A 21867-nucleotide genomic window follows, 5' to 3' on the forward strand; every position below is an offset into this window, starting at 1 on the left:
GCCCGGGTCCGGGGCGTGGCCGCTTGACGCGGTGCCCGGCACCGGACACCGTCACGGTGATGAGCCGAAGCACGCAGGTCACCCACGAAGAGCTGCCGCCGGCGATGCGGGACGCGGTCGACGACTTCGCCCGCCATCTGTCCCGGGTCGACAACCGGTCGGCGCACACCGTACGGGCGTACGTCGCCGACGTGGTCTCACTGCTCGACCACGCCAGCGCGATGGGCTGCACCGCACCGGGAGAACTCGACATCGCCGTGCTGCGTAGCTGGCTGGCCAGGCTGCGCACGCTGGGCGCGGCCCGCAGTTCGCTGGCACGTCGGGCGGCGGCCGGGCGCACGTTCAGCGCCTGGGCCCACCGCAGCGGGCTGCTCGCCGCCGACGTCGGCGCCCAACTGGCCAGCCCGAAGGGGCGGCGCGAACTGCCGACCGTCCTGCGCGCCGACCAGGCCGCCATGCTGGTGCGGGCCCCCGGCGACGAGGCCGCGCCGGTGCTGCTGCGGGACCGGGCGCTGCTGGAGCTGCTGTACGCGACCGGAATCCGGGTCAGCGAACTTTGCGGGCTCGACATCGCCGACGTCGACCGGGGGCGGCGGGTCGTACGGGTCATCGGCAAGGGTGACAAGGAGCGCGCGGTGCCGTACGGCCTGCCGGCCGAGGAGGCGGTCGACGACTGGCTCCGGCTCGGCCGGCCCGACCTGGCGACCCCGGACAGCGGGAACGCCCTGCTGCTCGGTGCCCGGGGCGGGCGGCTGCAACCGACGATCGCCCGCCGGGTGGTCGGCGGCTACGCCCGGGCCGCCGGCCTGCCGCACACCAGCCCACACGGGTTGCGCCATTCCGCGGCGACCCACCTGCTGGAGGGCGGTGCCGACCTGCGGGCGGTGCAGGAGCTGCTCGGCCACTCGTCGCTCTCGAGCACCCAGATCTACACCCATGTGTCGGTGGAGCGGCTGCGCGCCGCCTACCGGCAGGCCCACCCGCGCGCCTAGCCTCGTTCTCGACCGCCGAGCCGGGCCGGCGGCACACCGAGGGCTGCCGGGGCACCGGGGCCCAGCAGGCACACCGGGACCCAGCCGGCGGCACATCTCGCCGGCCGCACTCCAGGTCCACCCGCGCACCGGACCACGGCCCACACCGGCGGACACCGAACGCGCCGTCTTCGCACCGTGGGCGCCGACCGCTCCGAGCCAGCCCCGGGCTGCCGAGCACGCCGCCGGCAAGACCTGGAGGCCGATGATCGCCAGAAGCTACGATCGCGCCGTGACCGCTGACGGACCGCGACCACCCGAACCGATCACCGGCGCCCGGCTGTTGTTCTCACTCGACCCGGCCGTCGCGTATCTCAACCACGGTTCGTTCGGCGCGGTGCCGATCGGGGTGCAGCGCGCCCAGCAGCGCATCCGTGACGAGGTCGACGCCAACCCGATGCGGTTCTTCCAGTCCGGCCTGGTCGAGCGGATCACGCACACCCGTCGGCACCTGGCCGGTTTCCTCGGCGCCGACCCGGACGGCACCGCCCTGGTCGGCAACGCCACCACCGGCGCCGCGATCGTGCTCGGGTCGATGCGGCTGCGCCCCGGCGACGAGATCCTGCACACCGACCACGGATACGGCGCGGTGTCGCTCGCCGTCGAACGGGAATGCCGCCGCACCGGGGCGGTGGCCCGGTCCGTGCCCGTGCCGCTGCGGGCCAACGACCAGGAGATCGTGGCCGCGGTACGCGCCGCGCTGCGCCCCGGCCGGACCAGGCTGCTGATCGTGGACCACATCACCTCGCCGACCGCCCGCCTGCTGCCGGTCGCGGCGATCACCGCCGTGGCCCGGGCGCACGACGTCGCGGTGCTGGTCGACGGCGCCCACGTGCCGGGTCACCTGCCGGTCGCGGTCGACGCGATCGGGGCGGACTTCTGGGTCGGCAACTTCCACAAGTGGGCGTACGCGCCACGCGGCACCGCCGTGCTGGTGGTGGCGGCGAAGTGGCGGGAACAGATCGAGCCGCTGGTCGTTTCGTGGGAACAGCCCGCCGGTTTCCCGGGGTCGGTCGAGTTACAGGGGACCCTCGACTATTCGCCGTGGCTGGCCGCCCCGACCGGGCTCTTCACACTGCGCACCCTCGGTGTCGAGGCGGTACGCGCGCACAACGCGGCACTGGCCGCGTACGGGCAGCGGGTGGTCGGTGCCGCGCTGGGAATCCCGGCCGTCGAGCTGCCCCGCCCCGGCGGTGACTCCGTCGCGATGCGGCTCGTCCCGTTGCCGACCGGCCTGGTCACCGACCATCGGGAGGCGCACACCCTGCGCCAGCGGATCGCGGACGAACTGGCCGTCGAGGTGGCGATCAACGCCTGGCGCGGGCAGGGGCTGCTCCGGCTGAGCGCGCAGGTCTACAACCGCGCCGAGGAGTTCGACCGGCTGGCCCGGCAACTGCCCGCCTTCCTCGCCGGCCGCTGACCGCCCCCACCCCGCCCGAGCGGCCCCTCACCGGCCCGCCGGCCGTCCCGCTGACCGTCGACGCCCCCGACGGCCGCCGGCGGCCCCGCCGACCGTCGACGGGCCGGCCAGGTGCTGCGGCAGCAGCCGGACCCGGCCGAGGCCGAGCAGGGCCAGCGGGTCGAGGTATTCGTCACCGCGGCGCAGGCCCCAGTGCAGGCACGCCTCGACCGGGCAGCCCGGGTGTCCGGCCTCCAGGGTCCCGATCGGGTCGCCGGCCCGGACCGCCGCGCCTCCCGTGACGGCGGGCAGCACCGGTTCGTACGTCGTGCGCAGGCCGTTGCCGTGCACCACGCTGACCACGCCCCGCCCGGCGATCCGGCCGGCGAAGAACACCGTGCCGGCGCCGGCGGCGAGCACGGGGACACCGGTCGTGGCGGCCAGGTCGACGCCCCGGTGGCCGGGCAGCCACGGGCGGGGCGGCGGGTCGAAGCGTCGTACGGGCCGTGGGGTGCCGTCGAGTGGCCAGCGGAAGGCCCCGGCGGGCCGCTGCATAGCCGGCTGCGGGGTGTCCGGCGGGCCGGCCGCACCGGGCCGCACCGGTGTCGCGACACCCATCACGACCGCGAGCCCGGCGACCAGGAGCAGCCGCCATGCGGGCACCCTCCGCGGGGCTGGCGGTACGCACCCCGCCGGCGGCCGGCCGACGCGGGACGGGGACGGGAAGAGGGGCGGCCGGGAGAGGTACCGGGTCATGGTCGAGCAGCCTGGCCGGCGGCCGGCACGGGCGCAACGACGCCGGCTACGCCCTGTGGACGGTGGGCGGACTGTGGACAACCGCCGTCCGGCGGGTGGATCTGCTATGGCGGGGGCAACGCCGCACGGAGGGGACGGCGACAGGCGACCAGCGACGGGTCCACTGTGGATCGCCGGTGCCCGATCCGTACACTGTGGAGAGCGCCGGAACGTGGGACGGGCATTGCGCCATCCGGACAGTGATGGCAGTGTTACAAGGAGTCAGCTGCCGAATCCGGAGTCTGCGGGAAGGGAGATATCAGGCTTCTCCAACTCTTCCACATTGACATCCTTGAAAGTCATGACTCGGACATTCTTGACAAACCGCGCAGGGCGGTACATGTCCCACACCCAGGCGTCGTGCATCTCGACCTCGAAGTACACCTCGCCCTCCGAGTTGCGCACGTGCAGGTCCACCTGGTTGGCGAGATAGAAGCGTCGCTCGGTCTCGACCACGTAGGAGAACTGACGGACGATGTCGCGGTACTCCCGGTAGAGCTGCAGCTCCATCTCGGTTTCGTACTTCTCGAGATCTTCCGCGCTCATCGCACTCCGCCTTCCATTGCCACATCTTCCCCCACCGGCGCCGGCAGCCGAGGGTGCTCCCCGAACGCCACGCCGACGGTACTCCCTGCGAGGCCGCTGCGCTCCATCGGCTCGCCTCCATCGCGGGCGGTCGGAGCCGCGCCCGAACCCACCGCGCCACCCGCGCCCGAACCGGCCGCGCCAGCTTCGTCCACGCCGTCGGCCCCACCCGTGCCGCCGGCCCCGCCGCCCGGTCGACCGAGCCCTTCCGGCCGGCGGGCCCGTGGCGGGCTGCCGGCACGCCCCGACGCGGTGGCGACGTTGACGTACGAGAAACGGTGTTCGGCACAGGGCCCCTGCCGTCGCAACGCCTCGTTGTGGTCGGCGGTGACGTAGCCCTTGTGTTCGGCGAACCCGTAGCCGGGGAAACGGGCGTCGAGTTCGACCATGATCCGGTCCCGGGTCACCTTGGCGAGCACGCTGGCGGCGGCCACGCACGCCGCCACCTGGTCGCCCTTCCAGACCGCGAGGCCGGGTACGCCGAGCCCGTCGACCCCGAACCCGTCGGTGAGCACGTAGTCCGGCCGGGTCGACAGCGCGGCGAGGGCGCGGCGCATCGCGGCCAGGTTGCAGACGTGCAGGCCCAGCGCGTCGACCTCCTCGGCCGGGATCACCACCACCGCGTACGCCAGGGCCCGCCGGACCACCTCGGCGTAGATCCGCTCGCGGCTGGCCGGGGTGAGCAGCTTCGAGTCGGTCAGCCCGTCGATCTCGCCGCGCCGTCCCTCGGGCAGCACCGCGGCGGCGGCGACCAGCGGGCCGGCGCAGGCGCCGCGCCCGGCCTCGTCCGCCCCGGCCACGTTCGGGAAACCCCGGCGCTGCAGCACGCGCTCCAGGGCGTAGATGCCGCTCTCCCGGCGGACCACGGCGCGCGGCGGGGTCAGCACGCCGGCTCCCACGGTACGGCGGTCAACTGGCGCAGCAGGCCCGGTAGATCCTCGGGATAGAACCGCTCGGCGGTCCGTTCCAGTTCGTCGGCCGACCACCATCGGTGCGACTCGATGCTGTGTCGTTCCACCTCGTCGAACCCTCTCGTGTCGACCTGCCAGGACGTGACCCGGGCCAGGAAGAAGTCCTGTTCCTGGCGATACCACCGGCCGTCGAACGGAAACTCGACCTCCTCGTGCCGGACTGGGTCGCCGAGTTCGGCCGGCGTCAGTTGCAGGCCGGTCTCCTCCGCCAGCTCGCGCGCCGCACCGGCGGCCGGCGACTCGGCCGGCTCCAGCCCGCCACCGGGGGTGAACCAGTAGCGGTGGTCGGGCCGGGCCGGATCGAACCCGTTGAAGAGCAGCACCCGTCCGGCCCGGTCGACGAGGAGCACCCGGGCCGCCCGCCGGAGGATGAAGTCAGGCACCGCACCAGCCTAGGTGGTGGTTCCGGCGGCCGGCCGGACGCCCGGTGTGCCGGCCGTACGGCTCGGGACGCCGAGCCGGGGCGGCCGGTGGGCGGCCCGCGCCGGCCGGGGCGCGGCGCGGGCCGGCGCCGGTCAGCTCTGCGGGCCGGGCACGGAGTCGAACGTGCTGGGAATCGACAGCCAGGTGGCGCGGCCGAAGGGCCAGAAGAGCACGAACGCCCGCCCGACGACGGCGTCCTCCGGGATCGTCGCGTTGTCGATGTCCTGCGAGCGGTTCCAGTGCTCCAGCGAGTCGCCCGAGGCGGACCGGTGGTCGCCCATCATCCACAGCCGTCCGGGTGGGATGGTGACGTCGAACTCCTGGCTGGCCGCCGGGTCGGAGACGCCGCCCTCGGAGAAGATGTAGGGCTCGTCGAGCGAGTGCCCGTTGATCATCAAGCGGTCCTGCGGGTCGCAGCAGACCACCCGGTCGCCGCCGACGGCGATGACCCGCTTGATGAAGTCCGAGCCCTCCTCGCCCCCGTGCCACGCGCCGGGTGCCCGGAAGACGATGATCTCGCCCCGTTCCGGCGACCGGAAGTTGTAGACGAGCTTGTTGACCAGCACCCGGTCGTTGATGTCGAGGGTGTGTTCCATCGACTGCGACGGGATGTAGAAGGTCTGGATGACGAACGCCCGTACCAGGACGGCGACGAGGATCGCCACGCCGAGCAGGATGGGCAGCTCGCGCCAGAACGAGTTCTTCTTGGGCTTGTCGGTCTGCTCGTCAATCACGGGACGAGCCTACGACGACGGGACGGCGGCCGGAGTCGGGAACGCGCGGCGAACAGGAAACCACCCAAAATAGGCACAACAACGGCGATACCTCCCGGATTCTCGGACTTGCTGGGTGTCGCGTCGGGCCCCAGGGCAATGGGCTGCGGCAGCGTATCGAACGTCTCCGGCACCGACAGGCTGCTCCACTGCGAGTACGGCCACACCACGGCGAACGCGCGGCCGATCACGTTGTCGATCGGCACCGGCCCCTGACAGCGGGCGTCCTGCGACACGAGCCGGTGGTCGCCCATGACGAAGAGCTGCCCCGGCGGTACGACCACCTCCTCGAACCGCCGCGGCCCGCAGTCGCCGGCGCTGGGCGGCAGCTCGAGCGGCGAGTTCCGCAACACGTAGCTGGATTCGTCGAGCGGATGGCCGTTGACGGTGAGCCGGCCCTGCTCGTCACAGCACTGAACGCGGTCGCCGGGCACCCCGATGACCCGCTTGATGAAGTCCTTCTCGCCGGGGCGGCCCACCCCGACGAGGTCGCCGAGCGTACGGCCGAGCTGGGCGAAAAAGCCGCCCGCCGGCTCCTCCTCCAGCTGCGGCGCCCACGCCTCGGTGCCCCGGAACACCACCACCTCGCCGCGTACGGGGTCCCGCATGTCGTAGACGACCTTGTTGACCAGGACCCGGTCACCGACGAGGAGGGTGTCTTCCATCGACCCGGACGGGATGTAGAACGCCTGGAGCAGAAAGGTGCGGATCAGCACCGCGAGGCAGAACGCGACGACGAGGAGGAGGGGCAACTCCTGCCAGAGCGGCATGGGCTTGCGCTGGCGTCGACGGTCGGCCCGGCGACGCCAGGGCTCGACCTCGTCCCGCAGGTCGTCTTCCGCGTCCACGCTACGAATCTCCCCGGTCCCGATATACAGCTCTACCGCCCGCGGCGGCCCCGTCAGGGCGCCACGGGCGGTAGAGCGATTCTGTCCCGCTCCCGCGGCTCGCACCGCGGACGTAGCGTTCGTCGCCACTCACTGACTGGCGGCGTTCGATGTCTCCTCAGCGCCGCGCAGCACAGTCTCGCCTGTCACTCTCCATAGCGTAGAGGTATCGAGCGATCACGGCACTGTGAGAAGGCTGAAAGTCTCGCCCCGCCGTCAGGCGACCGGAGCGGTGACCTTCTCCCGCTTCTCCTTGATCTTGGCCTTCTTGCCCCGCAGCTCGCGGAGGTAGTAGAGCTTGGCCCGGCGGACGTCGCCCCGGGTCACCACCTCGACGCGGTCGATGGCCGGGCTGTTCAACGGGTAGGTCCGCTCCACCCCGACCGCAAAGCTGATCTTGCGTACGGTGAAGGTCTCACGCAGGCCCGATCCCTGGCGGCGGATCACGACGCCCTGGAAGATCTGGACCCGGGACCGGTTGCCCTCGATGACCCGGGCGTGCACCTTGACGGTGTCACCAGCCCGGAAAGTCGGAATGTCGGTCCGCTGCGACTGGGCGTCCAACGCGTCCAGGGTGTTCATCGCTGCATCCTCGAAGATCACGGCGCACCGGTCGTCGGTGCGCGGATGGGTGATTCTGATCCCCGGCATCGGTCCACCCCGGATTGCTGGTGGGGAGGAGGCGGGCCCGGAGATCCTCGTAGCCGACCGCGGCGCGGCCGACCACGGCAACCTCACTACTCTGCCATACGCTCGGCCGGCGCAGGGAACCCGGCCCCGGTCAGCGCCGCGACATCCCGTTTGTCCAGTTCGTCGGGGGCCAGCGCGGCCAGCATGTCGGGCCGGCGCCGCGCGGTACGCAGCAACGCCTCGTCGCGTCGCCAGCGGGCGATCCGACCGTGGTCACCCGACCGCAGGATCTGCGGCACCTCCCGCTCCCGCCACACCGGCGGCTTGGTGTAGACCGGCCCCTCCAGCAACCCGTGCGCGTGCGACTCCTCGGCCAGCGAATCGGCGTTGCCGAGCACACCGGGCAGCAGCCGGGTCACCGCTTCCAGGATCACCAGAACCGCCACCTCGCCGCCGAAGAGCACGTAGTCGCCCAGCGACACCTCGGTCACCCGGGCCCGGGCGGCGGCGTCGTCGAGCACCCGCTGGTCGATGCCCTCGTAGCGGCCGCAGCCGAACACCAGGTGCGGCTCGGCGGCCAACTCGTGGGCGAGCGACTGCCGCAACGGCTCCCCCGCCGGCGTCGGCACCACCAGCCGGGCCGGCGGGCCGGACGGCAGGACGGCGTCGAGCGCCTCCCCCCACGGCTCCGGCCGCATCACCATGCCCGGGCCACCGCCGTACGGCGTGTCGTCGACCGTACGGTGCACGTCGTGGGTCCAGGTGCGCAGGTCGTGCACTGCCAGGTCGAGCAGGCCGGTGGCCCGCGCCTTGCCGATCAGCGACAGGTCGAGCGGGCTGAAGTATTCGGGAAAGATCGAGATGATGTCGACACGCATCACTGCCTCCGGAAGTGACCGGGGCTACAGGTCGAGCAGCCCGCCGGGAGGGTCGACCACGACCCGGCCACCGGCCAGGTCGACCTCGGGCACGATGGCCTTGACGAAGGGGATCAGCGCCGTACGCCCGTCGGGGCGGCGCACGACCAGCAGGTCGGAGGCGGGCGCGTGATCGATCCGGGCCACCTCGCCCAGCGTCTCGCCGGCCGGGTCGACCACGGTCAGCCCGACGAGCTGGTGGTCGTTGAACTCGTCCGGGTCGGTCGGCGCGGCCACGTCGGCGCTGTCGACCGTCAGGATCGTGTCGCGCAGCACCTCGGCGACGTCACGGTCGACGACCCCTTCGAAGCAGACCAGCAGCCGGCCCTGGTGCCACCGGATCGACTCGACGGTCAACCGGTCGGGAACCCGTACGAGGTGACCGGGAGCGGACGGCGCCGGGGCGACCGGCGACGCCGCCGGATCGGTGACCAACACCGACCCGGCGGCGAAACGCGTCTCGGGCTCATCGGTCCGCACCTCGACGGTGACCTCACCGCGGATGCCGTGCGGCCGGCCGATCCGGCCCACGATGAGGCGCATCAGTACGAGTCGACGATGTCGACGCGCACGCCACGCCCACCGATCGAGCCGATCACCTGGCGCAGGGCCTTCGCGGTGCGCCCGCCCCGGCCGATCACGGTGCCCAGGTCTTCCGGGTGCACACGGACCTCGAGGCGCTTGCCCCGCCGGGAGTCGACGAGCCGCACCCGCACGTCGTCGGGGTGGTCGACGATGCCCTTGACCAGGTGCTCGAGCGCGGGCCGCAACGCCACGTCAGGCCTGCTCACCGGAGTCCGCGGCAGCCGGCTCCTCGGCCTTCGCCGGCTCGTCGGCCTTCTTCTTGGTGGACTTCGCCGGGGTCGGGGCGACACCGGCGGCGGCCTGGGCCTCGGCCTCGTAGGTGGCCTTGCGGTCGGCCTTCTCCGCCTTGGTCAGCAGCGGCGGCGGCGCGGGCAGGCCCTTGAACTTCTGCCAGTCACCGGTCTTCTCGAGCAGGCGCTGGACGGCCTCGCTCGGCTGGGCGCCGACGGACAGCCAGTGCTGGACGCGGTCGGACTTGACCTCGATCACCGAAGGGTGCTCCTTCGGGTGGTAGATCCCGACGTACTCGATCGCACGACCGTCACGCTTGGTGCGCGCGTCGGCGACGACGATGCGGTACTGCGGGTTGCGGATCTTGCCCATCCGCAGAAGCCGGATCTTTACGGCCACGTGTTTCGCTCCTGTTGCGAGTCGCACCTGCCCGGACGGGCGGTGTGCACGGGTGAGAGCCGACCGGCACAGTGGGGTTGGGCCGGTGACTGCTCGGATGGACTGGCAACGCGCCCGGGTTAGAGGGCGCCGCACGCGTGCCGGATACCAGCAAACCATTCTGCCAGATCCACCCCGGCGTGCTCACACCGGACCGCGAACCGCGACCGGAATCCGCCGCCGCGGCTCACCGCTCGACCGGCGGCCGGTCCCAACCGTCCGGCAGGGCGGCCGGCGGATGCCAGCCCGGATCGGGTACGAAGTCGCACCACGTGCCGTCGAACGGGAACGCCCCGGCCTCGGCGAGCGCGATCACCCGCTTGCCCTCGGCCCGCACCTCCTCGGCGTCCCGCACCCAGTAGTGGTCCGGGAACGCGAGCCGCTCGACGAACTCCTCCTCGTCCTTCCACTGCCAGGACAGGTCCGGGCGGACGACCACGTCGAGATCCTGGTCGACCATGTCGATCCCGGCGAGCCGCCCGTCGTCCCAGCGGACCCCGGACTCCTCGAGGTTGACGTACCAGTTGGCGAAGACACCGGCGTCGTCGCGGAACCACCAGACCGAATGGGCCGCGCCGGAGGGCAGGAACTTCAGCACCGGCGGGCCGCTCCACCGGCCGGGGAGCAGCCGGTAGGACCGGCGGGTCCACTCGGCGAACGGCATGGCCCGCATCCCACGGCCGTCGTCGGCGACCTCGTTGGCCACCGCCGAGCCCCGGTCGATCCAGAGCAGCAGGCCGCGCGGGTCGTCGCTGACCACCCGCGCCGTACGCACCCAGCCGATCCGGCCACGCCGTACGTTGCGGTGCACGATCAACTGGCCCGGCTCGAAACGCATGCGCCGACCCTATCGACCCGGCACCGCCGGGCCGCACCCCGCCGCGCCGGGCCGGTGTGCGGCCCGGGCGGGCGTGCGGCGCGGCGGCCGGTCAGTAGGCGCGGGCGAGGATGGCGACGAGGTCCGGCTCGTCCTCGCTGTCCGGAACCGAGCCGTCGGGACGGACCAGGCAGCGCACGGTCACGCCCTGGCCGTTGGCGCGGGTCTCACCCTCGGTGCCGACCGCCGCCCAGGGCAGCCGGGCCCAGCCGGTCGCCGACGCCTCCAGCGCCTCGTCGAGAGTCTTGACGTCGACGGTGCGGGACTCGCGGAACGCCAGCGCGCTGTCGTGCAGCGTCTTCTGGTCGGCGTCGAGCGCGGCGAGCACCGTCGACACCACGTCGCCGACCGGGACCGGGGTCTTCGAGCCGTCGGTACGGCGCACGACGACCGCGTTGCCGGCGGCGAGGTCGCGGGGGCCGACCTCGACGCGTACCGGGTAGCCCTTCAGCTCGGCGTCCACGGCCCGGCGGCCGAACGGGGTGTCGACCCGGTCGTCGAGCGCGACCCGGACCCCGGCGTCGCGCAGCGCGTCGCGCAGCTTGCCCGCCGCCTCGCCGACGCCGTCACCGGCCTTGACGATCATGACGTATGCCTGGATCGGGGCGATCCGCGGCGGCACCCGCAGCCCGTCGTCGTCGCCGTGCGCCATGATCAGTCCGCCCAGCATCCGGGTGGACGTCCCCCAGGACGTGGTCCAGGCGTGCTCGACGGTCCGGTCGGCCGAACTGTAGGTGATGTCGAACGCCCTGGCGAAGTTCTGCCCCAGTTCGTGGCTGGTGCCCATCTGGAGCGCCTTGCCGTCACCCATCATGCCTTCGAGGGTGTAGGTGCTGGTCGCGCCGGCGAAACGCTCGCGGGCGGTCTTGCGGCCGACGACGACCGGGATGCCCAGCACGTTGACCATGAAGTCCTCGTACGCCTCGTGCAGGATCCGCCGGGCGTAGGCCCGGGCGTCGGCCTCGTCGGCGTGCGCGGTGTGCCCCTCCTGCCAGAGGAACTCGCTGGTCCGCAGGAAGATCCGGGGGCGCAGCTCCCAGCGGACGACGTTGGCCCACTGATTGAGCAGCAGCGGCAGGTCGCGGTAGGAGTCGACCCACTTGGCCATGAACTCGCCGATCACGGTCTCCGAGGTCGGCCGGACCACGACCGGCTCGGCGAGCTGCTTGCCGCCGCCGTGGGTGACCACCGCCAGCTCCGGCGAGAAGCCCTCGACGTGCTGGGCCTCGCGCTTGAGGTAGCTCTCCGGGATGAAAAGCGGGAAGTACGCGTTCTCCGCGCCGGTCGCCTTGATCCGGGCGTCCATCTCGGACTGCATCCGCTCCCAGATGGCGTAGCCCGCCGGTCGGATGACCATGGTCCCGCGGACCGGCCCGTTGTCGGCGAGCTGAGCCTTGGCGATCAGATCCTGGTACCAGCGGGGGAAGTCCTCCGCGCGGGGAGTGAGCACGCGTGCCATGACCGCACATCCTAGACCGGCGGGTGGACGCTCCCCGTCCCGCGGTGCGGATGTTCCGCGCCGGGGCCCGGTGAGCCCGCGCCCGGCACCGGCGTTCAGCGGACGATCCGGCCGCGCAGCACGATCCGCTGCGGCGCCTCGACCACCCGCAGGTCGCGGCGCGGGTCGCTCGGGTAGGCGACCAGGTCGGCGAGGCCGCCCTCGACCAGGCCGGGGAATCCCAGCCACTCCCGGGCGCCCCACGACGCGGCCCGCAGCACGTCGGAGGCCGGCATCCCGGCCCGCTCGTGCAGCATCAGCATCTCCCGGGCGGCCAGCCCGTGCGCGATCCCGCCACCGGCGTCGGTGCCGACGTAGACCGGCACGCCCGCCTCGTACGCCGCCCGGACCACGTCCGGGAAGCCGTCGCGCAGGGCGAGCATGTGCTTGGCGTACCCGGGGAACTTGTCCCGCGCCCGATCGGCGATGTTGCCGAACGTCGCGATATTGATCATGGTGGGGACGAGCGCGGTCCCCTGCCGGGCCATCACGTCGATCAGGTCGAGGCTCAGCCCGGTGCCGTGCTCGACCGAGTCGACGCAGGCCCGCACCATGATCTCGACGGCCGACTCGGAGAAGGTGTGCACCGCGATCCGGGCCCCGGCGGCGTGCGCCGCGTCGACCGCGGCGGCCAACGTCGCGTCGTCCCAGGCCGGGGCTAGATCGCCGGCGTCGCGCTCGATCCAGTCGCCGACCAGCTTCACCCACCCGTTGCCGGCGTGCGCCTGCGCGGTGACCGTGGCCGGCACGTCCGCCGCCGCCACCTCCACACCGATGTCGCGCAGGTAGCGCCGGGGCGGCGCGACGTGCCGGCCGGCGCGGGCCAGTCGCGGCAGCCCGGGCTCGTCGTCGAGTTCCGGGTACGGGTACGGCGAACCGGCGTCCCGGATCGCCAGGACCCCGGAGTCACGGTCGACGGCGGCCAGTTCCCGGGCCCGGTCGAGCGAGTCGATCGGGGCGCCGCCCGGGGCGATGCCGATGTGGCAGTGCGCGTCGACCAGGCCGGGCAGGACGAACCCGCCGTCGACGATCATGGTGGCCCCGGCGACCGGCTCGTACGTCACCCGGTCGCCGACCAGCCACAGGTCGCGTACCTCGTCGTCGGGCAGCACCACCCCGCGTACGTGCCAAGCCGTCATCGCCACCCGCCGTTCCGCTCGCCCGATGTCGCCCCGCCGCCCCGTCGACCCGCCGCCCCGACGGGCGGCCGGCCGGTTACTTGCCGTCGGGGCGCTTCGTGAGCTTGCTGAAGTCGAGGTTCGGCAGCTTGAAGCCGGGCGGCAGGCCCTGGCCACCCTGCAGCGCGCCCGGGTCGAGGCCGGGCGGGAGCTGCGGCATGCCACCCGGGAAGCCGCCACCGGCCGCGTGACCGGCCGCGCGGGGCCGCCCGCCGCCCTTGTTGCCCTTGCGCTTGTTCTTCGGCGACTTGGTCGCCTTACGCCGCGAACCGGGCAGCCCCATCATGCCGCCCATCTGCTTCATCATCTTCTGCGCGTCGGCGAAGCGGTTGAGCAGCTGGTTGACGTCCATGACGGTGACGCCGGAACCGCTGGCGATCCGGGCCCGGCGCGAGCCGTTGATGATCTTCGGGTTGGTCCGCTCCCCCGGCGTCATCGACCGGATGATCGCGGTGACCTTGTCGAAGTGCTTGTCGTCGACCTCCGCCAACTGGTCCTTCATCTGCCCCATGCCGGGCATCATCGCCAGCACGTTGGCGATGGGCCCCATCCGCCGTACGGCGATGAGCTGGTCGAGGAAGTCCTCCAGGGTGAACTGCTCGCCGCCCATCAGCTTGGCGGTCATCTTCTCCTTCTGATCGGCGTCGAAGGCCTGCTCGGCCTGCTCGATCAGAGTGAGTACGTCGCCCATGCCGAGGATGCGGCTCGCCATCCGGTCGGGGTGGAAGACGTCGAAGTCCTCCAGCTTCTCGCCGGTCGAGGCGAACAGGATCGGCTGCCCGGTCACCTGCCGTACCGACAGCGCCGCACCACCGCGCGCGTCACCATCGAGCTTGGACAGCACGACGCCGGTGATGCCGACCCCGTCGCGGAACGCCTCGGCGGTGGTCACCGCGTCCTGGCCGACCATCGCGTCGATGACGAAGATGACCTCGTCCGGGTCGACGGCGTCGCGGATGTCGGCGGCCTGCGCCATCATCTCCGCGTCGATACCGAGCCGGCCGGCGGTGTCGACGATGACGATGTCGCGGGCGGCCCGCCGGGCGTGCTCGATCGACGCCTTGGCGACCTGCACCGGGTCGCCGACGCCGTTGCCCGGCTCGGGCGCGTAGACCTCGACACCGGCCCGGCCGCCGAGCACCTGCAACTGGCCGACGGCGTTGGGACGCTGGAGGTCGGCGGCGACCAGCAACGGCTGGTGCCCCTGCGCCTTGAGCCAGCGGGCCAGCTTGCCGGCCAGCGTCGTCTTACCCGAACCCTGGAGACCGGCGAGCATGATCACGGTCGGCGGCTGCTTGGCGAACTGGAGCCGTCGGGCCTCCCCGCCGAGTACGCCGACCAGCTCCTCGTGCACGATCTTGACAACCTGCTGGGCCGGGTTGAGCGCCTGGGAGACCTCGGCACCCCGCGCCCGCTCCTTGACCTTGGCGATGAACCCCTTGACGACCGGCAGCGCCACGTCGGCTTCCAGCAGCGCGAGCCGGATCTCGCGGGCGGTCGCGTCGATGTCGGCGTCGCTGAGCCGGCCCTTCCCGCGGAGCTTGCCGAAGATCCCGTTGAGGCGGTCACTCAAGGTGTCAAACACGACGCAACATCCCGTTCGTCAGATTTCCGCGGGCAGAACCTCGTCGGCCGCGACGGGAACCGGGCGCCGCGCCGCGGCGGAGACCGGCACCCGGCCGCAACGGCACCGGACACCCGGGTCCCGACGGAGACCGGGCGCCGGGTCGCGTTGGAGACCGACGTCGCAAGAGTAACCGCCCACCCCCCACCCGGTCCCCACCCACCGACCCACCACCCACCCCGGCACCCCCGCCACGACACCCCCGACCATCCACCCCACGCTCCCGCTGCCGGCCCGCCGGCCCGCCCCCACTGCCACCGAGCCTCCCCCTGCCGCGCCGATCAGCCGCCGTCGGGGCCGCGGCCTCTCCGCCGGACCGGTCAGCCGCCGTCGGAGCCGCCCCTCTCCGCCGGGCCGATCAAGGAGAAGTCGTCCCCAAACCTGCCCGCTTTGCCGCGAACATCCCCTTGATCAGCGCATCGCGTGCCCGATGCGGGCGCCGTCGGCCGGACCGCACCGCGTGATCGCGCTGATCGAGGAGAAAACATGGTGATTCGTGCCCGTTCTGCGGCAAGTATCACCTTGATCGGCGCGGCCGGCGGCGGGACGCACGCGGCGCGGCGGGGCAGGCGCGCGACGGGGCGGGGCGCGCGACGGGGCGGAGGGGCGGGGCGGGGCGGCGGCGCGGCGGCGCGGCGGCGGGGCGGCGGCGCGGCGGCGCGGCGGGGCGGCGGGGCGGCGGGGCCGATCGCACCGGCCCCGCCGGGCGTTGTCAGATCGCTGCCAGGACGGCTGTCTCGATGCGGGTGAGTTCGGCGTCGTCGAAGGTGCCGACGAGGTAGAACGCGTCGACCACGTCGCCGCCGAGCGTCGAGATCCGGGCGGCCCGGACCTGGACGCCGGCCTCGTCGAGTGCGCTGGTGACCCGGTAGAGCAGCCCCGTCGCGTCCGCCGCGCGCAGCTCCAGCACGACCGCGTCCGTCGCCGCCGCCCGGTGCCAGACGATCTTCGGTGCGGCGCCGCCGGCCCGGGCCGCCATCGCCCGGCCGCGCAGCCGCTGGGTCACCGACACGTCGCCGGTGACGGCCCGCCGCAGGTCGACGGTGAGCGCGATCGAGTCGGGCGGGGTGCCGTAGCGGGGCTGGACCCGGAACTCGACCAGGGCCGTCCCGTCGACGGTGGAGGCGTCGGCGGTGAGGACGTCGAGGCGGTGCAGGGCGAGGCAGCCAGCGACCGCGGCGAGCAGGCCGCGCCGGTCGGCGGCGGCCACCGCGACCCGTTCCCCGTCGAGGTGTACGGCGGGCAGCGGCCCGGCCACGAGGGCCGGGTCGGGTACGGGCGGTTCGGGCAGCGCGCCGGTGTCGAGGGCGGTGTGGACGCGGCGGACCAGGCCGGCGACGAGCCGGGCCTTCCAGTCCGACCAGGCGGCGGGGCCGGTGGCGCGGGCGTCGGCGCGGGCGAGGCCGTGCAGCAGGTTGAGGGTGGCGGTGTCGCCGACGGCTTCGGCGACGCCCGCGACGGTGACCGGGTCGTCGAGGTCGCGGCGGGTGGCGACCTCGGGCAGCAGCAGGTGCAGCCGGACCAGTTTCTCGATCATGGCCACGTCGGCGGGCGGCAGCCCGATCCGGGTGGCGATCTTCCCGGCGACGGGTGCGCCGGCGACGCTGTGGTCGCCGGGCAGTCCCTTGCCGACGTCGTGCAGGAAGGCGCCGAGCAGGAGCAGGTCTGGCCGGTCGACCTCGCGGGTGTACGCGGTCGCCTCCTGGGCGGCCTGCACGAGGTGCCGGTCGAGGGTGTAGCGATGCACCGGGTTGTGCTGGGGCAGGCTGCGCATCCGGGTCCATTCCGGCAGCCAGCCGTCGATCAGGCCGTACCGGTCGCAGGTCTCCCAGGTGGGCACCAGGCCGTCGCCGGCACCGAGCAGCGTGACGAGGGCGGCGCGGGCGGCGTCCGGCCACGGCGCGGGCAGCGGCGGACAGTACGCGGAGAGCCATTCGCAGGTGGCGCGGGCGATCGGCAGCCCGGCGACGGCGGCGGCCGCGGCGACCCGCAGCGACAGGCTGGGGTCGGGCCGGGCGCCGATGGCGGTACGGGCCAGCACCAGTTCGCCGTCGTGTTCGACGACGTCGCGGGCGACGGGACGGCGTACCGGGCGGTTGTCGGCGCCCCGCCGGCGGGTGCGCAGCCGGTCGGCGGCGCGGAAGGCGTCGTCGAGGGCGTGCCGGACCGTACGGGCGTCCCCGGCGACCCGGCGCAGCAGGGCGTCGCCGTCGTCGAGGTCGAGGAGCTTGGCGACGGCGTCGCGTTCCTGGGCGAGGAGCCGGTCGACACGCCGGCCGACGGCGACGTGCAGGGCGTCGCGGGTGTCGAGCAGGCGCAGTTGGGCGGCCTGTACGGCGGGCCGCATCGCGTCGCTGATGCCGGCCAGTGCGATGCCGCGCAGGATGCCGACGTCGCGCAGCCCGCCGGCAGCCTCCTTGAGGTCGCCCTCGAGCAGGAAGGCCAGTTCGCCGTGGGCCTTCCAGCGGGCGGCGGTGACCTCGCGCAGGGCGGGCAGCTGGCGGACGGCGGTGCGCCGCCACTGGTCGGTGGCGGCGGCCAGCAGCCGGCCGGTCAGTTCCCGGTCGCCGGCGACGTGCCGGGCGTCGAGCAGGCCGAGGGCGACCTTGACGTCGTCGTGGGCGACGGACAGCGCCTCGGGGATGGTGCGTACGGAGTGGTCGAGGCCGACCCGGGCGTCCCAGATCGGATACCAGATGGCGGCGGCGAGCTGGTCGGTCCCGGGCACTCCGTCGTGCAGGAGGACCAGGTCGAGGTCGCTGTACGGGGCGCACTGCAGCCGGCCGAGCCCGCCGACGGCCACGAGCGCGACGCCGGGGACGCCGCGTGGCAGGAGTGAGTTGAGCCAGACGTCGAGCGCCGCCGCACGTTCGACACGTGCGGCGGCGCCGATGGCGTTCGTCATCGCGGGGGTTTTCAGAGCGCGTCGAGCCCGCGCTCACCGGTACGGACCCGGACCACGTCCTCGACGGCCGTGACCCAGACCTTCCCGTCGCCGATCTTGCCCGTACGGGCGGCGGCGACCACCGCGTCGACGACCTTGTCGACGTCGATCTCGTCGGTCAGTACCTCGACCCGGATCTTCGGCAGGAACTCCACCGTGTACTCGGCACCCCGGTAGACCTCGGTGTGCCCCTTCTGCCGGCCGTAGCCCTGGACCTCGCTGACGGTGAGCCCGGCCACGCCCAGGGCGTGCAGTGCTTCCTTGACGGCGTCCAGTTGGTGCGGCTTGATGACCGCGGTCACCAGCTTCATGTCCAGTCCCTCCATCGCTGGAACTTAACCGGCGACCTTTTCGGTGGCCGGGGCGGCCGGCTCCGCCGGCTCGGTCGACGCGGTCGGCGCGGCGCTGGTCGGCTTGCCGACGATGGAGGCGAAGCCGCCACCGGTGCTGGAGAACTCGTACGCCGACTCGGCGTGCTCGGCGTTGTCGATGCCCTCGACCTCGGCCTCGGCGCTGGCCCGGAAGCCGATCGTCTTCTCGATGGCGAAGCCGATGACGTAGGCGACGACGAAGCTGTAGACCATCACCGCGACGACACCGAGTGCCTGCTTGCCGAGGAGGCCGATCCCACCGCCGTAGAGCAGTCCGGCGTTGCCCTCACCGGCGATGACCTCGACGGCGAGGAAGCCGATGAGCAGCGAGCCGATGATTCCGCCGACCATGTGGACCGCGACGACGTCGAGCGAGTCGTCGTACTTGAGCTTGTACTTCAGGCCGACCGCGGCGGCGCAGACGGCACCGGCGATGAGGCCGAGGGCGATGGCGCCCAGCGGCTCCAGGTAGGCACAGGCCGGGGTGATGCCGACCAGGCCGGCGACGGCGCCGGAGGCCGCGCCGAGGGTGGTCGGCTTGCCGTCGCGCAGCCACTCGACCACGATCCAGCCGAGCACCGCGGCGGCGGTGGCCACCTGGGTGTTGATCAGCGAGATGGCGGCGGTGCCGTTGGCGGCACCGGCGGAGCCGGCGTTGAAGCCGAACCAGCCGAACCACAGCAGGCCGGCGCCGAGCAGGACCATCGGCAGGTTGTGCGGCTTGAACTTGTCCTTCGGCCAGCCGACCCGCTTGCCGAGCACCAGGGCGAGGGCCAGGGCCGCCGCACCGGCGTTGATGTGGACGGCGGTGCCGCCGGCGAAGTCCAGGACGCCCATCTCGAAGATCCAGCCGCCGCCCCACACCCAGTGCGCGACCGGGAAGTAGACCAGGGTGGCCCACAGGCCGGCGAAGATCAGCCAGGGGCCGAACTTGGCCCGGTCGGCGATGGCGCCGCTGATCAGCGCGACGGTGATCACGGCGAACATCAGCTGGAAGCCGGCGAACAGCAGGTCGGGGATGCCGCCCTCGGTGCCGGACTCCAGCATCCCGCGCAGGCCGGCGGCGGACAGGTCACCGGTGATCCCGCCGATGTCCTCGCCGAACGCGATGCTGTAGCCGTAGAAGACCCACAGCAGGCTGACGAGTCCGATCGCGCCGAAGCTCATCATCATCATGTTGAGTACGGACTTGGAACGCGTCATGCCGCCGTAGAACAGCGCCAGACCGGGTGTCATGAGCAACACCAGGGCGGCGGACGTCAAAATCCAGGCGGTGGCACCAGAATCTAGCTCCGGCACGCTGCCTCCTCTCAGGTGAGATAACCACCGGCCTATGAGGCAGCATCGCCCGACGCCGGTTGCTGGGAAGCTTCCGGCGCCGCTGTTTCACCCGCCGTCACCACGCGGTTTCGACCACGTCACGGGTTGTTTCGCACGTGTGAAGAAAACCTCACAACAGCGGGAACGGACAGGGGCATATCAACCGAATAGCCCATGCCAGCTGTCGAAGAGGTGACAGGTGTACCGCGCTTGTTAACGCAGTGCGTATTCGAGGGTGTGCCGCTCGTAGTCGAGCAGCCGCAGGTCGCGCATCGGACGGCGCAGATGCCCCTTGTGCACGATCCGCACGAACGCCGGGTCACCGGCCGCCGCCATCCGGCGGATGCCCTCGACGTGGTCGACGACCCGCTTGCGGATCGTGCGGACCAGCCGGTGCCGGTCGCGCGGGATCAGCCCGTACGCGTCGGCGAACAGCCGCAGCCGGCGCGGCCGGTCGGGGCGCTTCCAGCCCAGCGTGTAGGAGTCCCGGTCGGAGAAGAGCGGCACCCACGTCCACGCCGCGTACGCCACGTCGTAGATCCGGGCGCCGGGCGAGGCGAGGTCGAAGTCGATCAGGGCGAGGGTGCCGTCCGGCCGCCAGATCACGTTGTGCGGGGCGGCGTCGTGGTGGCAGATCACCTCGGTGTCCGGCGGCGGCGGCCCGAACGAGCGCCACACCGCGTTCGGCGGCGGCTGGAAGCCGTACTGGGCGTCGTGGAACATCCGCAGCATCGTCGCGACGGTCACCAGCGCCTCGTCGGTGACCCAGTGCGGCGCCAGCGGGTATTCGCCGCACTCCCCCTCCAGGTACGACAGCACCTCGCGGTTGCGCTCGTCCATGCCCAGGGCGCGGGGCGAGCCGGTGAAACCGACGTACTCCAGGTGGCGCAGCAGGGCGTGGACCGACTGGGTCCACGGCCCGACGTTGCGCCGGACGGTGTCACCCACCCGCACGACGGTGCTCACGTTGCCGCCGTGGAGCGGGATCTCCTGCGAAGTCACGTGCGGTCTCCCGTGGCGTAGCGCCTGATCGCGGTAAGTCACCCGAGGTTACGCGTCCGTGCCAAGCGGCTCGGTACCCAGGAGCGCGTCGACGAACTGCGCCGGGTCGAACGGGGCCAGGTCGTCGGGGCCCTCACCCAGCCCGACCAGCTTGACCGGGATGCCCAACTGCCGCTGTACGGCGATCACGATGCCGCCCTTGGCGGTGCCGTCGAGCTTGGTCAGCACCACCCCGGTCACGTCCACGACCTCGGTGAACACCCGGGCCTGGCTCAGCCCGTTCTGGCCGGTGGTGGCGTCGAGGATCAGCAGCGTCTCGTCGACCGGGCCGTGCTTCTCGACCACCCGCTTGACCTTGCTCAGTTCGTCCATCAGGCCGACCTTGTTCTGCAGCCGGCCGGCGGTGTCGATCAGCACCGCGTCGACGCCGGTGTCGATCCCCCGGCGCACCGCGTCGAACGCGACGCTCGCCGGATCGGCGCCCTCCGGGCCACGGACCACCTCGGCGCCGACCCGGCCGGCCCAGGTGGTGAGCTGCTCGGCGGCGGCGGCCCGGAACGTGTCGGCGGCGCCGAGCAGCACGCTGTGGCCGTCGGCGACCAGGACCCGCGCGATCTTGCCGCAGGTCGTCGTCTTGCCCGCGCCGTTGACCCCGACGACCAGCACGACGGCCGGGTTACGGACGCCGTCACCGGCAGCGGTCGGATTGACCTTGAGCGAGCGGTCCATCGCCGGGTCGAGGGCGTTGACCAGCTCGGCGGCGAGCAGCGCCCGCAACTCGGTCGCCGACCGGGTGCCGAGCACCTTGGTCCGCTCGCGGAGCCGGTCGACGATCTCGCGGGTGGCGTCCACCCCGACGTCGGCGGTGATCAGGCTGTCCTCGATCTCCTCCCACGCGTCCTCGTCGAGGTGGTCGCGGGAGAGCAGACCGAGCAGGCTCTTGCCGAAGACGTTCTGCGAACGGGCGAGCCGGGCCCGCAGCCGGACCAGCCGGCCGGCGGTCGGCTCCGGCTTCTCCACCGTCGGTGGCGCGACCGGTGGCGGCGCCGGCGGGGCGGGCACGGTCGGCGTCTCGACCGGCGGCGGCGCGACCAGGACGTCCTGCTCGGCCTCCGGGGTCAGCACCGGTGGCGGCACCGGCCGGTCCTCGACGCTGGTGCCGGTGGTGGTCCCGCCGGGCGGGGGGCCGGGGCGCCGGCGCAGCCGGGGCACCATCAGTCCGAGACCACCGAGCACCAGGACGCCCAGCAAGATCAGAGCGAGGACGACGTAATCCATGCGGGAAATCCTGTCAGATGGCGCCCGGTGTGTGTCGGGCACCGCACCCGTCGGGCGGTAAACGTCACCCCCACGGTCGGGCAGGGGTAGCGGCCGGGGCGCCGGGGTAA

Annotated in this window: 21 protein-coding genes and 1 pseudogene; 2 read left to right on the forward strand and 20 right to left on the reverse strand. The window is 72.7% G+C overall.

What is annotated here, in order from left to right; translation table 11 throughout:
* Positions 1-59: 59 nt before the first annotated feature.
* Positions 60-992 (forward strand): tyrosine recombinase XerC, encoded by a 933-nt coding sequence (locus QCD66_RS29230; RefSeq protein ID WP_375734498.1) that lies wholly within the window; start codon positions 60-62, stop codon positions 990-992.
* Positions 993-1236: 244 nt separating this feature from the next.
* Positions 1237-2451, forward strand: coding sequence for an aminotransferase class V-fold PLP-dependent enzyme (locus QCD66_RS29235; RefSeq protein ID WP_375734499.1), 1215 nt, complete (start codon positions 1237-1239; stop codon positions 2449-2451).
* A 27-nt stretch (positions 2452-2478) separates the two neighbouring features.
* On the opposite strand, the gene QCD66_RS29240 is transcribed toward QCD66_RS29235, so the two are convergent.
* From QCD66_RS29240 to ftsY, 20 genes and pseudogenes are all read right to left on the reverse strand, one after another.
* Positions 2479-3093 carry a M23 family metallopeptidase gene (locus QCD66_RS29240; protein WP_375734500.1) on the reverse strand — a complete coding sequence of 205 codons (615 nt, stop codon included), beginning with the start codon at positions 3091-3093 and terminating at the stop codon, positions 2479-2481.
* Between the two features lie 354 nt (positions 3094-3447).
* Positions 3448-3771, reverse strand: coding sequence for a DUF2469 domain-containing protein (locus QCD66_RS29245; protein ID WP_212816376.1), 324 nt, complete (start codon positions 3769-3771; stop codon positions 3448-3450).
* Positions 3768-4697 carry a ribonuclease HII gene (locus tag QCD66_RS29250; protein ID WP_375734501.1) on the reverse strand — a complete coding sequence of 310 codons (930 nt, stop codon included), beginning with the start codon at positions 4695-4697 and terminating at the stop codon, positions 3768-3770. Before QCD66_RS29250 ends, QCD66_RS29245 begins: the two co-directional genes overlap by 4 nt.
* Positions 4691-5164, reverse strand: a complete 474-nt coding sequence (locus QCD66_RS29255; RefSeq protein ID WP_375734502.1) for an NUDIX hydrolase — start codon at positions 5162-5164, stop codon at positions 4691-4693. Before QCD66_RS29255 ends, QCD66_RS29250 begins: the two co-directional genes overlap by 7 nt.
* 132 nt (positions 5165-5296) lie before the next feature.
* Positions 5297-5938, reverse strand: coding sequence for a signal peptidase I (gene lepB / locus QCD66_RS29260; RefSeq protein ID WP_357535751.1), 642 nt, complete (start codon positions 5936-5938; stop codon positions 5297-5299).
* A complete protein-coding gene (gene lepB, locus QCD66_RS29265; RefSeq protein WP_375736906.1) occupies positions 5935-6825 on the reverse strand; it encodes a signal peptidase I in 891 nt (296 codons plus the stop codon). The genes lepB (QCD66_RS29260) and lepB (QCD66_RS29265) overlap by 4 nt, the downstream gene beginning before the upstream one ends.
* 255 nt (positions 6826-7080) lie before the next feature.
* Entirely contained in the window at positions 7081-7446 is a 366-nt protein-coding gene (gene rplS / locus QCD66_RS29270) for a 50S ribosomal protein L19 (protein ID WP_375736907.1), read from the reverse strand.
* Positions 7447-7601: 155 nt separating this feature from the next.
* On the reverse strand, positions 7602-8372 hold the full coding sequence (gene trmD / locus QCD66_RS29275; protein ID WP_364208110.1) for a tRNA (guanosine(37)-N1)-methyltransferase TrmD: 771 nt from the start codon (positions 8370-8372) through the stop codon (positions 7602-7604).
* A 24-nt stretch (positions 8373-8396) separates the two neighbouring features.
* Complete coding sequence (gene rimM / locus QCD66_RS29280; RefSeq protein WP_375736905.1) at positions 8397-8954, reverse strand: ribosome maturation factor RimM; 558 nt, start codon at positions 8952-8954, stop codon at positions 8397-8399.
* Positions 8954-9187, reverse strand: a complete 234-nt coding sequence (locus QCD66_RS29285) for an RNA-binding protein (protein ID WP_212828255.1) — start codon at positions 9185-9187, stop codon at positions 8954-8956. The genes rimM and QCD66_RS29285 overlap by 1 nt, the downstream gene beginning before the upstream one ends.
* 1 nt (position 9188) lies before the next feature.
* Entirely contained in the window at positions 9189-9626 is a 438-nt protein-coding gene (gene rpsP, locus QCD66_RS29290) for a 30S ribosomal protein S16 (protein ID WP_357535743.1), read from the reverse strand.
* Positions 9627-9852: 226 nt separating this feature from the next.
* Positions 9853-10503 carry a DUF402 domain-containing protein gene (locus QCD66_RS29295; protein ID WP_375736904.1) on the reverse strand — a complete coding sequence of 217 codons (651 nt, stop codon included), beginning with the start codon at positions 10501-10503 and terminating at the stop codon, positions 9853-9855.
* Positions 10504-10594: 91 nt separating this feature from the next.
* Entirely contained in the window at positions 10595-12001 is a 1407-nt protein-coding gene (gene proS / locus QCD66_RS29300; protein ID WP_357535739.1) for a proline--tRNA ligase, read from the reverse strand.
* Positions 12002-12096: 95 nt separating this feature from the next.
* Positions 12097-13179 carry an amidohydrolase family protein gene (locus QCD66_RS29305; RefSeq protein WP_375736903.1) on the reverse strand — a complete coding sequence of 361 codons (1083 nt, stop codon included), beginning with the start codon at positions 13177-13179 and terminating at the stop codon, positions 12097-12099.
* 76 nt (positions 13180-13255) lie between these two features.
* Positions 13256-14803: a signal recognition particle protein gene (gene ffh, locus QCD66_RS29310; protein ID WP_375736902.1), complete on the reverse strand. Its 1548-nt coding sequence runs from the start codon at positions 14801-14803 to the stop codon at positions 13256-13258.
* Positions 14804-15554: 751 nt separating this feature from the next.
* Positions 15555-17735 (reverse strand): annotated as a pseudogene (locus QCD66_RS29315) ([protein-PII] uridylyltransferase); the annotation flags it as partial.
* A 23-nt stretch (positions 17736-17758) separates the two neighbouring features.
* Entirely contained in the window at positions 17759-18097 is a 339-nt protein-coding gene (locus tag QCD66_RS29320; protein ID WP_212828248.1) for a P-II family nitrogen regulator, read from the reverse strand.
* Positions 18098-18121: 24 nt separating this feature from the next.
* Positions 18122-19393 carry an ammonium transporter gene (locus QCD66_RS29325; protein WP_375736899.1) on the reverse strand — a complete coding sequence of 424 codons (1272 nt, stop codon included), beginning with the start codon at positions 19391-19393 and terminating at the stop codon, positions 18122-18124.
* 297 nt (positions 19394-19690) lie between these two features.
* Positions 19691-20479: an aminoglycoside phosphotransferase family protein gene (locus QCD66_RS29330; protein ID WP_375736897.1), complete on the reverse strand. Its 789-nt coding sequence runs from the start codon at positions 20477-20479 to the stop codon at positions 19691-19693.
* A gap of 48 nt (positions 20480-20527) precedes the next feature.
* Complete coding sequence (gene ftsY, locus QCD66_RS29335; protein WP_375736896.1) at positions 20528-21757, reverse strand: signal recognition particle-docking protein FtsY; 1230 nt, start codon at positions 21755-21757, stop codon at positions 20528-20530.
* Between the last annotated feature and the right edge of the window lie 110 nt (positions 21758-21867).

Source organism: Polymorphospora sp. A560, assembly GCF_045781765.1.
Lineage (GTDB): Bacteria > Actinomycetota > Actinomycetes > Mycobacteriales > Micromonosporaceae > Polymorphospora > Polymorphospora lycopeni.

Excerpts from the sequence above, each read along its gene's own strand:
- QCD66_RS29230 (WP_375734498.1), top strand. The coding sequence starts at position 60 with ATGAGCCGAAGCACGCAGGTCACCCACGAAGAGCTGCCGCCGGCGATG.
- QCD66_RS29235 (WP_375734499.1), top strand. The coding sequence starts at position 1,237 with ATGATCGCCAGAAGCTACGATCGCGCCGTGACCGCTGACGGACCGCGA.
- QCD66_RS29245 (WP_212816376.1), bottom strand. The coding sequence starts at position 3,771 with ATGAGCGCGGAAGATCTCGAGAAGTACGAAACCGAGATGGAGCTGCAG.
- rplS (WP_375736907.1), bottom strand. The coding sequence starts at position 7,446 with ATGAACACCCTGGACGCGTTGGACGCCCAGTCGCAGCGGACCGACATT.
- trmD (WP_364208110.1), bottom strand. The coding sequence starts at position 8,372 with ATGCGTGTCGACATCATCTCGATCTTTCCCGAATACTTCAGCCCGCTC.
- rimM (WP_375736905.1), bottom strand. The coding sequence starts at position 8,954 with ATGCGCCTCATCGTGGGCCGGATCGGCCGGCCGCACGGCATCCGCGGT.
- QCD66_RS29295 (WP_375736904.1), bottom strand. The coding sequence starts at position 10,503 with ATGCGTTTCGAGCCGGGCCAGTTGATCGTGCACCGCAACGTACGGCGT.
- proS (WP_357535739.1), bottom strand. The coding sequence starts at position 12,001 with ATGGCACGCGTGCTCACTCCCCGCGCGGAGGACTTCCCCCGCTGGTAC.
- QCD66_RS29305 (WP_375736903.1), bottom strand. The coding sequence starts at position 13,179 with ATGACGGCTTGGCACGTACGCGGGGTGGTGCTGCCCGACGACGAGGTA.
- QCD66_RS29320 (WP_212828248.1), bottom strand. The coding sequence starts at position 18,097 with ATGAAGCTGGTGACCGCGGTCATCAAGCCGCACCAACTGGACGCCGTC.
- QCD66_RS29325 (WP_375736899.1), bottom strand. The coding sequence starts at position 19,393 with ATGACACCCGGTCTGGCGCTGTTCTACGGCGGCATGACGCGTTCCAAG.
- ftsY (WP_375736896.1), bottom strand. The coding sequence starts at position 21,757 with ATGGATTACGTCGTCCTCGCTCTGATCTTGCTGGGCGTCCTGGTGCTC.